We start from the raw sequence: 15,065 nt of genomic DNA, 5'->3' as shown, positions 1-15,065 counted from the left end.
CCTCTTGCGGGGTCATGGCAGAATCGGAGCGCCGGAGGGGGCGACGGACCGAACGGGAGGGAGCACGCGATGCCTGCGAGCCGCCACGAGGTCCCGGACCTGCCCCTTGTTCCCGGATTCCCTGCGACTCGTGGCCGAAGCCGGAGCTGACCCATGGGTGCACACAGGCGGAAATGCGACTGGTGCGGCAGCGGCACGCCCATCGTCAGGGACATGGATCCGATCAATCCGGAGTACCAGTACTGGTGCGAGGAGTGTGCGCGGGCGCTGGTCATAAAGGGCGACCCGATCGAGACCTACCGGGAGCTGGAGGGGGAGCCGATCTACGGGCGGCTGCTGGAGGAGCACTGTACGCTCAAGCGCTTCTACTCCTTCGCCACGGCTTGACTCCCTCCGGCACCGACACGCTGTCGCAAAATCGGTCAAATCGGCACGGCGGGGAATCGATTTGGTGGACCGGTGGGGTCACCGGTAATGTTCTCGATGTCGCCAGGGAGACCGGGCGGAAAGCAGCAAGGGGCTATAGCTCAGTTGGTAGAGCGCCTGCATGGCATGCAGGAGGTCAGGAGTTCAATTCTCCTTAGCTCCACAGTGAAGAACGAGAAGCGGGTCACCCACGCAGGGGTGACCCGCTTCTCGTTCTGTGCGGGCACGTCGGCGCCCCTGGCCTGCCGCCATTCCACCTGCGGGAAGCCGGGAGGGCGCCGTGCGGTCGCCTCATCGCCCTGTCCGCGGTTCGGCCGCGCCCGGCCCGGTTCCGGGCCTGTGCGGTACCCTGACGCCATGCATGCCGTACGCCTTCTGCTTAGCGAGCCGCGCTGATCAGTCCCGACCGGTGAGAATGCCTGGTCGGAATCAGCGCGGCGTCCCCTCCTGTGCGAGGGGTTTTTTCGTTTCCGTAGACGCGTGTCCGTAGACATGGGCGCCGGCAGATGACGATCGATGGAGCTTTGAGGATCATGAGCGAGACGACTTCCGCAGCCGAGACGGCTGCGCCGCACCGCTACACGGCGGCGATGGCCGCCGACATCGAGGCACGCTGGCAGGACTTCTGGGACGCCGAGGGCACGTACGAGGCGCCGAACCCGAGCGGTGACCTGGCGGGCGATGCGGAGCTGGCCGCCAGGCCGAAGAAGTTCATCATGGACATGTTCCCGTACCCCTCGGGTGCGGGCCTGCACGTCGGCCACCCGCTGGGCTACATCGCCACCGATGTCTTCGCCCGCCACCAGCGGATGACCGGGCACAACGTGCTGCACACCCTGGGCTTCGACGCCTTCGGCCTGCCCGCGGAGCAGTACGCGGTACAGACCGGCACGCACCCGCGGGCCTCCACCGAGGCCAACATCGAGAACATGACCGCTCAGCTGCGCCGACTGGGCCTGGGGCACGACAAGCGCCGCTCGTTCGCCACGATCGAGTCGGAGTACTACAAGTGGACCCAGTGGATCTTCCTGCAGATCTTCAACTCCTGGTACGACACCGAGGCCGACCGGGCCCGCCCGATCGCCGAGCTGGTCGCACAGTTCGAGAGCGGCGCACGCCCGACCCCGGACGGCCGTGACTGGAGCGCGCTGAGCGCCGTCGAGCGCGCCGACATCCTGGGCGAGTACCGCCTGGCGTACGCCTCCGATGCGCCCGTCAACTGGTCGCCCGGCCTGGGCACCGTGCTGGCCAACGAAGAGGTGACGGCCGACGGCCGCTCCGAGCGCGGCAACTTCCCCGTCTTCAAGGCCAAGCTGCGCCAGTGGAACATGCGCATCACCGCCTACGCCGACCGGCTGCTGAACGACCTGGACGGGCTGGACTGGCCCGAGGCCATCAAGCTGCAGCAGCGCAACTGGATCGGGCGCTCCGAGGGCGCCCGCGTCGACTTCCCGGTCGACGGCGCCGGCAGCATCACCGTCTTCACCACCCGCCAGGACACCCTGTTCGGTGCCACCTACATGGTGCTGGCACCCGAGCACGAGCTGGTCGAGCAGATCACTCCGGCCGCATGGCCCGAGGACACCCACGCGGTGTGGACCGGCGGATACGCCTCCCCGGCCGAGGCCGTCGCCGCCTACCGCAAGCTGGCCGCCGCCAAGTCCGACGTGGAGCGGCAGGCCGAGGCCAAGGACAAGACCGGTGTCTTCACCGGTGCGTACGCGACCAACCCGGTCAGCGGCGAGAAGGTTCCCGTCTTCATCGCCGACTACGTCCTGATGGGTTACGGCACCGGCGCGATCATGGCCGTACCGGCGCACGACACGCGCGACTTTGCCTTCGCGCGCGCCTTCGAGCTGCCGATGCGCTGTGTCGTCGAGCCGTCGGACGACCGCGGCACGGACCCCTCGACCTGGGACGACGCCTTCGGCTCGTACGACGCGAAGCTGGTCAACTCCGCCAATGACGAGGTCTCGCTGGACGGTCTGGGCGTCGTCGACGCCAAGGCGAAGATCACCGAGTGGCTGACGGCACACGGCGTCGGCGAGGGCACCGTCAACTTCCGGCTGCGTGACTGGCTGTTCAGCCGCCAGCGCTACTGGGGCGAGCCCTTCCCGATCGTCTACGACGAGGACGGCGTCGCCCACCCGCTGCCCGAGTCGATGCTGCCCCTGGAGCTGCCGGAGGTCGACGACTACTCGCCGCGCACCTTCGACCCCGATGACGCCGACACCCAGCCCGAGACCCCGCTGTCCCGGAACGCCGAGTGGGTCAACGTCACCCTGGACCTGGGCGACGGCCCCAAGAAGTACCGCCGCGAGACCAACACCATGCCCAACTGGGCGGGCTCCTGCTGGTACGAGCTGCGCTACCTGGACCCGAACAACGACCGGGAGCTGGTCGACCCGGCGATCGAGCAGTACTGGATGGGCCCGCGCGAGGGGCAGCCGACCGGCGGTGTCGACCTGTACGTCGGCGGCGCCGAGCACGCCGTCCTGCACCTGCTGTACGCCCGATTCTGGTCCAAGGTGCTGCACGACCTGGGATACATCTCGTCCGCCGAGCCGTTCCACAAGCTGTACAACCAGGGCATGATCCAGGCATTCGTCTACCGCGACGGCCGCGGCATCGCGGTCCCGGCGGCCGAGGTCGAGGAGCGCGACGGAAAGTTCTACTACCAGGGCGAGAAGGTCAGCCGCGTCCTGGGCAAGATGGGCAAGTCCCTGAAGAACGCCGTCACGCCGGACGAGATCTGCGCCGAGTACGGGGCGGACACGCTGCGCCTGTACGAGATGGCGATGGGCCCGCTGGACGTGTCGCGGCCCTGGGACACGCGCGCCGTCGTCGGCCAGTACCGGCTGCTGCAGCGGCTGTGGCGCAACGTCGTCGACGAGGAGACCGGTGCGGTCACCGTGGTCGACACGGAGCCGGGCGAGGAGACGCTGCGTGCGCTGCACAAGGCGATCGACGGGGTCGGCCAGGACATGGCCGGAATGCGCTTCAACACGGCAATCGCCAAGGTCACCGAGCTGAACAACCACCTGACCAAGGCGGGCGGCCCGCTGTCCCGGTCCGTCGCCGAGTCGCTGGTGCTGCTGGTGGCGCCGCTGGCCCCGCACATCGCCGAGGAGCTGTGGCGCCGACTGGGTCACGCCGACTCGGTCGTGCACCAGGACTTCCCGGTCGCCGACCCGGCCTACGTCGTGGACGAGACCGTGACCTGCGTCGTGCAGGTCAAGGGCAAGGTCAAGGCGCGCCTGGAGATCTCCCCGTCGATCACGGACGAGGAGCTGGAGGCGCTGGCCCTGGCCGATCCGGCCGTGGTGGCGGCGCTGGACGGCGCCGGCATCCGCAAGGTGATCGTGCGGGCACCGAAACTGGTCAACATCGTTCCGGCGTGATGACACGGCGTCCCACGTGAGGCGGTGACCGCGCCGCGCGATCGGGTGGGGGCATTCCCCTACGGGCAGGTTGGGGGTTCCGAAGGAACCCTCGGCCTGCCCTTTCCGTTTACGGTGGAGGGGCTGGCACCGGCAGCCGAAACGACATCCGAGGGGCGCTCATGGAAGCCGTGATCCTGATTCTGGGGTTGCTCTTTTTCGCCTTCGTGGCCCTGGGCGTGTACGTGAGCGTCAAAGCCATCGGCGCGGCGAAGCGCGGTGTGGACCGTACGATCACGCAGGCGCGGCGCACCGTCGAGGAGACCACGCTGCGGGCGAAGAGCTACGGCCAGGCGGGCGTGGGCGGAGAGCTGGCGCAGCTGCGGCTGGCACTGCGCACGTCCATGCGGGCCACACAGGAGGCGCTCCGGGCGGGAGCCGCCGAGGACGCCTCGCTCTCGGAGTCGCTGGGCCTCTTCCAGCGGCTGAGCGTGCACGGGCGGGAGCTGGACGAAGAGCTGAAGAAACTGGAGCGTGATCCCGACCGGGCGACCGTCGCCTCGCTGCTGCCGAGCCTGAAGCAGCGTACGGAGCGGATCACGCACTCGGCGGACTCGCTGCGGTGGGCCGCGCGGGACAGGGCACGGCAGTTCACCGACGACGATCTGGACGCGCTGAACGCACAGATCGACGTGGAGGCCGGAGCGCTTCGGCACTGGACGGTGGAGACGGACGAGCCACAGGGAAACGGACAGGGGCAGGCACAGGCACAGGAGAGGGGGCAGAGGAGCGGGCCCGCCGACGGGGCGGCCCGGGCGATCCCGGCTCCGGACCCGCGGCAGACCGGATACCCGTGGCAGAAGACGACCCGGCCCGAAACGACGAACTGAGGCGTTCGACCACCGGCGGCGACAGGATGCGGTCCGAAGAGGTCAGGAGAGATCATTCTGCCTGGGTTGGACTGCCGGGACACGGACTCGCCAGGTAACCTCCCGCTCATGTCCCGCCATGTCGCGATCGTCACCGATTCCACGGCCTACCTGCCGCCCGAGACGATGGAGCGGCACGGCATCACCGCGGTGCCGCTGACCGTCGTCCTCGGTGATCAGGCTCTGGAGGACGGCACCGAGATCTCGGCCCGTTCCCTCGCGGTGGCGCTCCAGAAGCGTCGCCCCGTGACCACGTCCCGGCCGAGTCCGGAGGTGTTCGCCGCTGCGTACCGTGCGGCGGCCGAGGCCGGAGCGACCGGCATCGTCTCGCTGCACCTCTCGGCCGAGATCTCGGGTACGTACGACGCCGCTCTGCTCGCGGCGAAGGACGCGCCGGTTCCGGTCCGGGTGGTGGACACCGGGATGGTCGCCATGGCCCTCGGGTTCTGCGCCCTGGCGTCGGCGGAGACGGCGGAGGCGGGCGGAAGCCTGGACGAGGCGGTCGCGGCCGCGGAGAAGCGGGCCGCGGACACCTCCGCGTACTTCTACGTCGACACGCTGGACTATCTGCGTCGCGGCGGCCGTATCGGGGCCGCGCAGGCGCTGCTGGGCTCGGCGCTCGCCGTGAAGCCGCTGCTCCAGCTCGACGGCGGCCGTATCGAACTGCTGGAGAAGGTACGGACGGCCTCGAAGGCCATCGCGCGCCTGGAGGAGATCGTCGCGGAACGGGCGGGCAGCGGCCGTGTGGACATCGCCGTGCACCACCTGGCGGCACCCGAGCGGGCCGAGCGGCTCGCCGAGCGGCTGTGCGAACGGGTGCCGGGCCTGGTCGATCTGCATGTGAGCGAGGTGGGCGCGGTGATCGGTGCGCACACCGGGCCCGGTCTGCTCGGGGCAGTGGTCTCGCCGCACTGACCCAGGGCGGGCAGCTCTGCCGGTCTCTTGTGCGTCACTCCTGGGGGTGGCCGAGATATCCACAACTGGTCGGTTGTCCACCGGAATTGGGGCTGCTCAGCGGGTTCGGGCAGATGTGCCTACCGTCGTGAGGCATGACTTCCCGATCACCTCGTGCAACCAGCGGCAGCGGCCCCGGGCGCGTCCCGGCCTCGGACGTGCGTATTCGCAGTGGCCCCGGTCGGCGACGGTCGTTGTCGCGCGGGCAGGCGGACGCCGTGGCCGCGGCTGCGCGCCGACGGGCGGACGCCCTCATGACAGGTGCGTACGGCGGACGGGTCGCGAGGCCCGTGCTGGGGGTGGCCCCGGCTCCGGCTCCCGCCCGGGCTCCGGTCCCGGCGCCGCCCTCGTCTTCGGCCTCGGCTCAAGCACTGAGCCCGAGCCCGAGCCCGAGTCAGGCTTCGGGCGTGTCGGGGCGGTGGCGGGAGCGGCTGGTTCCCGCGCTGCGGGAACGCATTCCGGTCTGGTTGCAGCTCAGATGCGGTCTGGAGCCAAAGACCCTTGCCGCGCTGGCCGTTGTCCTGGTCGCGGCCGGAGTCCTTGCCGCGATGCACTTCTGGTCCGCGCGCCCGCACTCCGTGCACGCGCCCGATCCGGTGGACGAGACCGCGCACGCCCGGACATCGCCCCCGGCGTCACCGGACGCTGTCGAAGCGCCGGAGCCGTCACCGGGACCACCGCCCGTGACAGGGACTGGCGGACACGTCGTCGTCGACGTGAGCGGAAAGGTGCGAAGGCCCGGCATCCGTCAACTGCCCTCCGGAGCACGGGTCGCCGATGCGTTGCGCGCGGCGGGCGGAGCCCGGGACGGAGTCGATCTCACCGGACTCAACCGGGCACGGGTGCTCATGGACGGAGAGCAGATCGTGGTGGGCGCCCCACCCGGCCCCGCAGCCGTCGGCGGACCGGTCGGAGCCGCGTCGGGCGGCGGCGGGAGCGCCCCGGCCGGCCCGGTCGGCCTCAACACCGCGACCGTCGAACAACTGGACACGCTGCCCGGGGTCGGCCCGGTCCTCGCCCAGCACATCGTCGACTACCGCACCCAGCACGGAGGTTTCCGGTCCGTCGACGAGCTGCGTGAGGTCAACGGGATCGGTGACCGACGGTTCGCCGACCTCCGGCCGCTGGTGGGGCCATGAGCGGCCGGGACGTCCACGCGGCGTCGGGCCGTCGGCTCGGCGCCTCCGATCCGCGGCAGGAGGGTCCGCTCGATCTGCGCCTGGTCCCGCCGGCCATGGCTGCCTGGGCCGGAGCCGCGTTGGCACTGAGCGTGCCGGGGCGGTGGACCACCACGGGCGTGATGCTCTGCGTGGGGTCGGCCATGATGCTCCTGGCCATGTCGGGAGCCTCGGCAACCCGGGCACTGCGCAGGGCGGCCGAGGGCGAAGGGGAGGGCGAGGGAAGGGCAAGGGGCGAGGCTGGGACACGCGGTCGGCGGCGGCCCCGGGCCACGGCGACCGCCACCGCCGCGGCCCTGCTCTGCGCGGCGGCGGGGGCCGCATCGGCCGGGTTGCACAGCGCGGACGTACGAGAGGGCCCGGTCCACGCGCTGGCCCAGCGGTTCGCGAGGGTCGAGGCGGAGGTGACCGTGACGTCCGACGCCCGGCAGACCCGGCCCCGGGTGCACGGCGACCGCAGCACGCCCGCATCCCTCCTCGTGGATGCCGAGATCACACGGCTGACCGGCCCCGACGGCGCGGTCACCAGGCTGAGTACGCCCGTGCTGCTGATCGTCTCGCCCGGCGGCCCGACGGGGCGGTGGCGGCAGTTGCTCCCCTCCACACATCTGCGCGTCGGCGGCCGGCTGGCGCCGCCGCTGCACAACGGGGAGCGCAGCGCCGCAGTACTGCGCCCCGAGGACAAGGGTCCGCCTCGCATCATCGGGCCCCCTTCCTTCCTCCAGCGCACGGCAGGCGCGTTGCGCGGTGGTCTGCGGCAGGCGACCGAGCGGCTCGAACCCGATGCGCGGGCACTTCTGCCGGGCCTGGTGGTCGGCGACACCTCACGGGTCACCCCCGAGCTGCACGAGGCGTTCAAGGCTGCCGACCTCACCCACCTGATGGCGGTCTCCGGTGCCAACCTGGCGATCCTGCTCGTCCTCCTCATCGGACCACCGGGCACGGCGCTGCGCGCCGAACGCCGGGGAATCGCACCCCGGTTGGGGATCCCGCTGCGGTTGACGGCGCTACTCGGCGGCGGGCTCACCCTTGCCTTCGTCGTCGTCTGCCGACCCGAGCCGAGCGTCCTGCGGGCAGCCGCCTGCGGGCTGATCACCCTGCTCGCCATCGGCACGGGGCGGCGTAGATCGCTGATTCCCGCGCTGGCCGCCGCCGTGCTGCTACTGGTGCTCTACGACCCGTGGATGGCGCGCAGTTACGGATTCGTCCTCTCCGTGCTCGCCACCGGCGCCCTGCTGACCATCGCCCCGAAGTGGAGCGACGCATTGCAACGGCGAGGAGTTCCGCCCCGGCTCGCCGAGGCGCTGGCCGCGGCGGCCGCCGCGCAGGCGGTGTGTGCGCCGGTCGTCGTGCTGCTTGCCTCCCGGGTCAGTCTGGTGGCGGTCCCGTGCAATCTGCTGGCCGAGCTCGCGGTGGCACCGGCCACCGTCCTCGGGTTCGCCACGCTCGCCCTGGCGCCGGTGGCCATGCCGGTGGCGGAGCTGATCGCCCGGATCGCGGGATGGCCGACCGGGTGGATCGCCACGGTGGCCCGCACCGGGGCGGCCCTGCCCGGAGCGGAGATCGACTGGCCCGACGGCGGGAAGGGGGCGGTGCTGCTCGCCGTGCTGACCGCTCTGGTGGTGATCTTCGCCCGTCGGATCGTGCGCCATCCCTGGGTCTGTTCGGCCGCCGCGCTGCTGCTGGTCCTCGCGGTGCTGCGCCCGGTGCCGCTCACCCGGGTGCTGACCGGGTGGCCGCCGCCCGGCTGGGCGTTCGCGATGTGCGACGTGGGGCAGGGGGACGCCCTGGTGCTGGCTGCGGGGGAGGGGGCGGGGGTGGTCGTCGACGCCGGGCCCGAGCCTTCTCTCGTCGACCGGTGTCTTCACGAGCTCGGCATCACGGAGGTGCCGTTCCTGGTTCTCACACACTTCCACGCAGACCATGTGCGAGGTCTGCCCGGCGTGTTGCGGGGCAGGGCGGTGGGGGCGATCGAGACGACGAGCCTGGACGAACCGCCGGACCAGGTCGCGTTCGTACGGAGGACGGCGGGCGGGGCTCATGTGCCGCTGGTTCGGGCCGTGCCGGGGGAGCGCCGCCGGATCGGGGCGCTCGACTGGAGGGTTCTCTGGCCGGCGAACGCGGGGGCCGGCGGCGCAGCGGCGGACCGGGGCGCCGGGCCCGTACCGCTGGAGCCGAACGATGCCAGTGTCACGCTGTACGTCCGGTCCGGCGGGTTGACCCTGCTGCTTCTGGGAGACCTCGAGCCACCGGCTCAGCAGGGGCTGTTGCACAGGTATCCCGCACTGCCGCGGGTGGACGTGCTCAAGGTCGCCCATCACGGCTCCGCGTACCAGGACCCCGCCCTGCTGCGCAGCGCGCACCCGCGGTTCGCTCTGGTGAGCGTGGGCAGGGACAACCCGTACGGTCACCCGGCCGCGCGTACCGTCGAGGCGCTCAGAGCGGGCGGCGCCGTGGTGCTGCGCACGGACACCGACGGTGCGATCGCCGTGACGGGTGGCGGGCCGGGTGCTGTGCCGGGGCTGCGGGCGGTGAGCCGGTCGTGATCACCCCACCCGAGAGCGATCAATTCGGACCTTCGGTAACACCTCCGTCCAAGCCATTGCGAGCCGCTCTGTTTGCCTCGAACGCCACATTGGTGATCGAATGCATGCTCGTCGGTGGGCCGCTGCTCCGACGGAGACGTCCAGCCGCCGGGCCCCAAGGAACCGTCCCCGGGGAAGGTGGATGATGTTCGGTCGTTGGCTGAATGGCAGGCGAGCGGCGGGGACCGCGCAGGGCGATGCACTTGCCGGACTCGAAATGCCGCGTACTGCCGGACTGCTCAGTTGCCGCGTGCTCGATCCCGTCAACGAGGTCGTGCCCGCCGAGTTCGCGGTCACGGACGGTGCGGGCCGCAAGGTGTTCGGCGGTGAGACGGACCCGTTCGGCAATGTGCTCGCCACCGTCCCGGCCGGTGAGTACCGGTTGGCTGTCACGGCCGAGGGCTTCACTCCGTTCCACGGCTCGGCCACTGTCGTCGAGGGTGGTCACGCCGGCCTCGGCGATGTGACCCTTCAGCTGTCCGTGCCCCCGCAACTGCCTGCTCCGGGTGAGTGGGAGGTCGAGCCGACGCACTCGCAGATCGGCTTCACGGCCCGGCACATCGGACTCGCGCGCATTCACGGCCGGTTCAACACCTTCGCGGGTGCGGTGCGGATCGCCGACCGCATGGAGGACTCGGCCATGCACGTGATCATCGACGCCGCGTCGATCGACACCAACGTCCAGATGCGGGACGACCACCTGCGCTCCAGCGACTTCCTCGACGTCGGGCGCTATCCGACGATGGAGTTCTACAGCGACCGCTTCGTCCACCGGGGCGGCACGCGCTGGGGCGTCACCGGTGCGCTCACCCTGCACGGCGTCAGCCGCACGGTCACGCTCGACACCCAGTACCTCGGCCTCGGCAACGGTCTGGAGGGCGAGACCCGCGCCGCCTGCCGGGCCACCACGGAACTGCACCGCGAGGACTTCACCCTGACCTGGCAGACCATGCTGGCCCGCGGCATCGCGGCCATCGGCTCCAGCATCTCCATCGACATGGACATCCAGATCGTTCCCAAGAGCTGAGCCCCCCGCGCACCCCGGGCGGTCGGCGCCCCTCGCCGGGCGCTCCCTACGGTGCTTCGAGCCACCCCTCGTACTCCGCTGCGAAGGCGTCGAGCGCCGAGGAGTCCAGCCGCCCCGACGGGTCCTCCACGACCACCAGCCACTGGGCGTCCTCGGCATCGTCCTCACCGGCCAGCGCATCGCGTACGAGCTGGGGCTCCTCGGTCACCCCGAAGCGGTCACCGAGCTCTCCGGCCACCTCCTCCGCGGCATCGCGGTCGGGCAGCACCAGCACATGTCTCACATCGCTCACCTGCCCATTCTCCCGTACCGGGTACGCCGCACGGCCCGGTGGCGGCGAGCTCTCCAGCAGGGGCGAGCAGAGGGGAGCGGGGGCCGGGCGGGCGGGGGGAGGGAGTCCGGCGGCTGTCAGTGGTGCATGGGATGCTGGACGGCGATGGCCACCAGAAGGAATTCCGCCGACGACCCGCTCGCCCCCCTCACGCTCGCCGTGGGCCAGGAGGACCTGCTCCTCGACCGCGCCGTGCAACAGGTGGTGGCGGCGGCACGTGCCGCCGACCCCGACACCGATGTCCGCGATCTCACCTCCGACCAGCTCCAGCCCGGCACCCTCGCCGAGCTGACGAGCCCCTCGCTCTTCGCCGAGCGCAAGGTGGTGATCGTGCGCGGTGCGCAGGACCTCTCCGCCGACACGGTCAAGGACGTCAAGGCGTATCTCGGCGATCCGGTCGAGGAGATCACCCTCGTGCTGTTGCATGCGGGCGGCGCCAAGGGCAAGGGCCTGCTGGACGCGGCGCGCAAGGCGGGGGCGCGGGAGGTCGCCTGCCCGAAGACGACCAAGCCGGCCGAGCGACTGTCGTTCGTGCGGTCGGAGTTCCGGGCGCTGGGGCGTTCGGCGACGCCCGAGGCGTGCCAGGCGCTGGTCGACTCCATCGGCAGCGATCTCCGGGAGCTGGCGAGCGCGGTCTCGCAGCTCGTCGCGGATGTGGAGGGCACCATCGACGAGGCGGTCGTCGCCCGTTACTACACGGGCCGCGCCGAGGCGTCGAGCTTCACGGTCGCCGACCGCGCGGTGGAGGGGCGGGCGGCGGAGGCGCTGGAGGCGCTGCGCTGGTCGCTGTCGACGGGAGTGGCGCCGGTGCTGATCACCAGTGCGCTGGCGCAGGGTGTACGGGCGATCGGCAAGCTGTCCTCGGCCCGTGGCGGGCGCCCCGCCGACCTCGCCCGTGAGCTGGGTATGCCGCCGTGGAAGATCGACCGGGTCCGGCAGCAGATGCGCGGCTGGACGCCGGACGGGGTGGCCCTGGCCCTGCGGGCGGTCGCGGAGGCCGACGCGGGGGTCAAGGGCGGTGGGGACGACCCGGAGTACGCCCTGGAGAAGGCTGTGGTCGCGGTCGCGCGGTCGGCACGGTCGGGGCGCTAGTTGTATTGCCCTGTGAGGTTGGGGACGCGGCAGGCAACGTTCGCCCCGCAGCGACGCTAGGCACGCTCTCTCGCCACACCGGACGAAAGCCCGAGTACGTCCAGTACGAGGGCTTCCGTCCGGCATGCCGACAGCACGCACCGGACGCCGCTCCTTGACGGGTGAACATTGGCTGCTGCGGCACTAGGCCAACCGCCGCCGGGGGCCGGGGCCGCTCGCAGGGGCACGTGCGCCGAACACCCGTAGGGGTATGTGTGCCGAGGGCTGCGCAAGGAGCAGGTGCGCGGTGGCCCCCGTCCGCTGGGGCGCATGTGCGCCGAGGGCTGCGCAGGGAACACGCGTGAGGTGCCTTCGCCCGCAGGGGACGTATGCCGAAGGCCCCGGTCCTCGCTCTGGGGAGAGCGGGGCCGGGGCCTCGGTTCACGCTTGGTGCGCCGCACCCGCGTGGCGAACGCAGGTTCGGTGTGCGGCGCGGGGTGCCGGTCAGGAGTGGGAGAGAGGGCCCGCTGAGTCCGTCCCGGCGATCACATCGGAATGCTCAGCCCTGGAGGGAGGCAACCTTGGAGGCCAGCGCCGACTTCTTGTTGGCGGCGGCGTTCTTGTGGATGACACCCTTCGAGACGGCCTTGTCGAGCGCGCGGGAGGCGTCGCGAGCGGCCGAGGTGGCCTTCTCGACGTCACCGGCGGCGGCAGCCTCACGGGCCTTGCGGATAGCGGTCTTGAGCGAGGACTTGACGGCCTTGTTGCGCAGGCGCGCCTTCTCGTTCGTCTTGTTCCGCTTGATCTGGGACTTGATGTTCGCCACGAAAAGAGCCTTTTCAGGTTCGTTGGATCTTCGATGTGCGCCCCACGGCCCAAGAGAGTCGCGAGACACAGCTGTCAACGGTACCAGTCCCGCTCCGACCGGCCCAAACCGGTCTCCGCCCCGCAACCATGGGACCATGGAGGCTACGTATCGATCCGACCGAACCGACATCGACCCGAGACACGGCGTTCGGCGTCTCAAGAATCAGGACCCTGCGTGCCCGCGACTCCTACCAACGTGCCCGAGCCGAGCCGTACCGACCCGGCGCTGATCCGCAACTTCTGCATCATCGCGCACATCGACCACGGCAAGTCGACCCTTGCCGACCGGATGCTCCAGCTGACCGGCGTGGTCGACCAGCGGCAGATGCGCGCTCAGTACCTCGACCGTATGGACATCGAGCGCGAGCGCGGCATCACCATCAAGTCCCAGGCGGTGCGTCTGCCCTGGACGCCCGACACGGGCGAGGGCCAGGGCCGCACCCATGTCCTCAACATGATCGACACCCCGGGCCACGTGGACTTCACCTACGAGGTCTCCCGTTCGCTCGCCGCCTGCGAGGGCACGATCCTGCTGGTCGACGCCGCGCAGGGCATCGAGGCCCAGACGCTGGCCAACCTCTACCTGGCGATGGAGAACGACCTCACCATCGTCCCGGTGCTCAACAAGATCGACCTGCCGGCCGCGCAGCCCGAGAAGTTCTCCGAGGAACTGGCCAACCTCATCGGCTGCCAGCCGGAGGACGTGCTCAAGGTCTCCGCGAAGACCGGCATCGGCGTGGACGCACTGCTCGACCGGGTGGTCAGGGACGTTCCGGCCCCGATCGGCCAGGCGGACGCCCCGGCCCGCGCGATGATCTTCGACTCGGTCTACGACTCCTACCGCGGCGTCGTCACGTACGTCCGTGTCGTCGACGGTCAGCTCAACAAGCGCGAGCGCATCAGAATGATGTCCACCGGCGCCACCCACGAGCTGCTGGAGATCGGGGTCTCCTCCCCGGAGATGACCCCGGCCGACGGCCTCGGCGTGGGCGAGGTCGGCTACATCATCACCGGTGTGAAGGACGTCCGGCAGTCCAAGGTCGGTGACACCATCACCTCCCTGAGCAAGGGTGCGACCGAGGCGCTGGGCGGCTACAAGGACCCCAAGCCGATGGTGTTCTCGGGCCTGTACCCGCTGGACGGATCGGACTACCCGGACCTGCGCGAGGCGCTGGACAAGCTGCAGCTCAACGACGCCGCCCTGGTGTACGAGCCGGAGACCTCCGCGGCCCTCGGCTTCGGCTTCCGCGTCGGCTTCCTCGGACTGCTCCACCTCGACGTGATCCGGGAGCGGCTGGAGCGCGAGTTCGGCCTCGAACTCATCGCCACCGCCCCCAACGTCGTCTACCGCGTCGACATGGAGGACGGCACCGAGCACACCGTCACCAACCCGAGCGAATTCCCCGAGGGCAAGATCGACAAGGTGCACGAGCCCGTCGTGCGCGCCACGGTCCTGGCCCCCAGCGAGTTCATCGGCGCGATCATGGAGCTCTGCCAGAACCGGCGCGGCACCCTGATCGGCATGGACTACCTCTCCGAGGACCGGGTCGAGATCCGCTACACACTGCCGCTCGCCGAGATCGTCTTCGACTTCTTCGACCAGCTGAAGTCCAAGACACGGGGGTACGCCTCGCTCGACTACGAGCCCACCGGCGAGCAGACCGCCCAGCTCGTCAAGGTCGACATCCTGCTCCACGGCGACAAGGTCGACGCCTTCTCCGCGGTCACTCACAAGGACAAGGCGTACGCGTACGGCGTCCGGCTCGTCGCCAAGCTGCGCGAGCTGATCCCGCGGCAGAACTTCGAGGTGCCGATCCAGGCCGCCATCGGTTCCCGGGTCATCGCCCGTGAGACCGTCCGCGCCATCCGCAAGGACGTCCTCGCCAAGTGCTACGGCGGTGACATCTCCCGTAAGCGGAAGCTGCTGGAGAAGCAGAAGGAAGGCAAGAAGCGGATGAAGATGGTCGGCAACGTGGAGGTGCCGCAGGAGGCCTTCATCGCCGTGCTGTCCACGGACGAGTCGGGCGGGGACGGCAAGGGCAAGAAGTAGCCCGCCCCGGCTGCGGCCCCCGCCCCGGCCGCGGCCGTGACCCGGGCTCCGGCTCCGTCCGCTGCCCGGTGGCAGTCCGAACGGGCCCCTGTGTCGCAGTACTTCGCGACACAGGGGCCCGTTTGTTATGAAGCGGCGGCCCGTTGCCTCTTACGCGGTGGACGCGGGCGCTCTACCCTGATCACGGCTTCGTGGTTACTCGCCAGTTAAACAAGCCCCGCGCGGAACAAGCCCGCAGGATTGGCGCCGCAGGATCAAGCACGCAGA

At 70.5% G+C, this 15,065-nt stretch carries 11 protein-coding genes and 1 tRNA gene; 10 read left to right on the top strand and 2 right to left on the bottom strand.

Annotated elements, in window-relative coordinates; all coding sequences use genetic code 11:
• Positions 1–153: 153 nt before the first annotated feature.
• From ACWCQ6_RS04400 to ACWCQ6_RS04365, 8 genes are all read left to right on the top strand, one after another.
• Positions 154–387: a hypothetical protein gene (locus tag ACWCQ6_RS04400; RefSeq protein ID WP_093897076.1), complete on the top strand. Its 234-nt coding sequence runs from the start codon at positions 154–156 to the stop codon at positions 385–387.
• Positions 388–516: 129 nt separating this feature from the next.
• Positions 517–589, top strand: a tRNA-Ala gene (locus ACWCQ6_RS04395).
• 370 nt (positions 590–959) lie between these two features.
• The gene (gene leuS, locus ACWCQ6_RS04390) at positions 960–3,827 is read left to right on the top strand and encodes a leucine--tRNA ligase (RefSeq protein ID WP_451085303.1); all 2,868 of its coding nucleotides are present in this window, start codon (positions 960–962) and stop codon (positions 3,825–3,827) included.
• 161 nt (positions 3,828–3,988) lie between these two features.
• On the top strand, positions 3,989–4,696 hold the full coding sequence (locus ACWCQ6_RS04385; protein ID WP_451085301.1) for a hypothetical protein: 708 nt from the start codon (positions 3,989–3,991) through the stop codon (positions 4,694–4,696).
• A 108-nt stretch (positions 4,697–4,804) separates the two neighbouring features.
• Positions 4,805–5,650 (top strand): DegV family protein, encoded by an 846-nt coding sequence (locus ACWCQ6_RS04380; RefSeq protein ID WP_451085299.1) that lies wholly within the window; start codon positions 4,805–4,807, stop codon positions 5,648–5,650.
• 446 nt (positions 5,651–6,096) lie between these two features.
• Positions 6,097–6,828, top strand: coding sequence for a helix-hairpin-helix domain-containing protein (locus ACWCQ6_RS04375; protein ID WP_451085297.1), 732 nt, complete (start codon positions 6,097–6,099; stop codon positions 6,826–6,828).
• Positions 6,825–9,413 carry a ComEC/Rec2 family competence protein gene (locus tag ACWCQ6_RS04370; RefSeq protein ID WP_451085295.1) on the top strand — a complete coding sequence of 863 codons (2,589 nt, stop codon included), beginning with the start codon at positions 6,825–6,827 and terminating at the stop codon, positions 9,411–9,413. Before ACWCQ6_RS04375 ends, ACWCQ6_RS04370 begins: the two co-directional genes overlap by 4 nt.
• 184 nt (positions 9,414–9,597) lie before the next feature.
• Complete coding sequence (locus ACWCQ6_RS04365; protein WP_451085346.1) at positions 9,598–10,479, top strand: YceI family protein; 882 nt, start codon at positions 9,598–9,600, stop codon at positions 10,477–10,479.
• Between the two features lie 46 nt (positions 10,480–10,525).
• Here ACWCQ6_RS04365 and ACWCQ6_RS04360 read toward each other — a convergent pair whose 3' ends face one another.
• On the bottom strand, positions 10,526–10,771 hold the full coding sequence (locus tag ACWCQ6_RS04360) for a hypothetical protein (protein ID WP_329821061.1): 246 nt from the start codon (positions 10,769–10,771) through the stop codon (positions 10,526–10,528).
• A 144-nt stretch (positions 10,772–10,915) separates the two neighbouring features.
• Between ACWCQ6_RS04360 and holA the strand changes: the two genes are divergently transcribed.
• The gene (gene holA, locus ACWCQ6_RS04355) at positions 10,916–11,902 is read left to right on the top strand and encodes a DNA polymerase III subunit delta (protein ID WP_451085292.1); all 987 of its coding nucleotides are present in this window, start codon (positions 10,916–10,918) and stop codon (positions 11,900–11,902) included.
• A gap of 538 nt (positions 11,903–12,440) precedes the next feature.
• On the opposite strand, the gene rpsT is transcribed toward holA, so the two are convergent.
• Positions 12,441–12,707 (bottom strand): 30S ribosomal protein S20, encoded by a 267-nt coding sequence (gene rpsT / locus ACWCQ6_RS04350; protein ID WP_072483588.1) that lies wholly within the window; start codon positions 12,705–12,707, stop codon positions 12,441–12,443.
• A 216-nt stretch (positions 12,708–12,923) separates the two neighbouring features.
• Between rpsT and lepA the strand changes: the two genes are divergently transcribed.
• Entirely contained in the window at positions 12,924–14,798 is a 1,875-nt protein-coding gene (gene lepA / locus ACWCQ6_RS04345) for a translation elongation factor 4 (RefSeq protein WP_451085290.1), read from the top strand.
• Positions 14,799–15,065: the final 267 nt, after the last annotated feature.

This window comes from Streptomyces sp. NPDC001880 (assembly GCF_053594575.1).
This window is presented reverse-complemented; position numbering and strand designations above follow the sequence as displayed.

Bases quoted from the DNA above. Each gene is read 5' to 3' on its own strand.
- ACWCQ6_RS04370 (WP_451085295.1), top strand. From the start codon at position 6,825: ATGAGCGGCCGGGACGTCCACGCGGCGTCGGGCCGTCGGCTCGGCGCC.
- ACWCQ6_RS04400 (WP_093897076.1), top strand. From the start codon at position 154: ATGGGTGCACACAGGCGGAAATGCGACTGGTGCGGCAGCGGCACGCCC.
- ACWCQ6_RS04385 (WP_451085301.1), top strand. From the start codon at position 3,989: ATGGAAGCCGTGATCCTGATTCTGGGGTTGCTCTTTTTCGCCTTCGTG.
- ACWCQ6_RS04365 (WP_451085346.1), top strand. From the start codon at position 9,598: ATGTTCGGTCGTTGGCTGAATGGCAGGCGAGCGGCGGGGACCGCGCAG.
- leuS (WP_451085303.1), top strand. From the start codon at position 960: ATGAGCGAGACGACTTCCGCAGCCGAGACGGCTGCGCCGCACCGCTAC.
- ACWCQ6_RS04380 (WP_451085299.1), top strand. From the start codon at position 4,805: ATGTCCCGCCATGTCGCGATCGTCACCGATTCCACGGCCTACCTGCCG.
- holA (WP_451085292.1), top strand. From the start codon at position 10,916: ATGGCCACCAGAAGGAATTCCGCCGACGACCCGCTCGCCCCCCTCACG.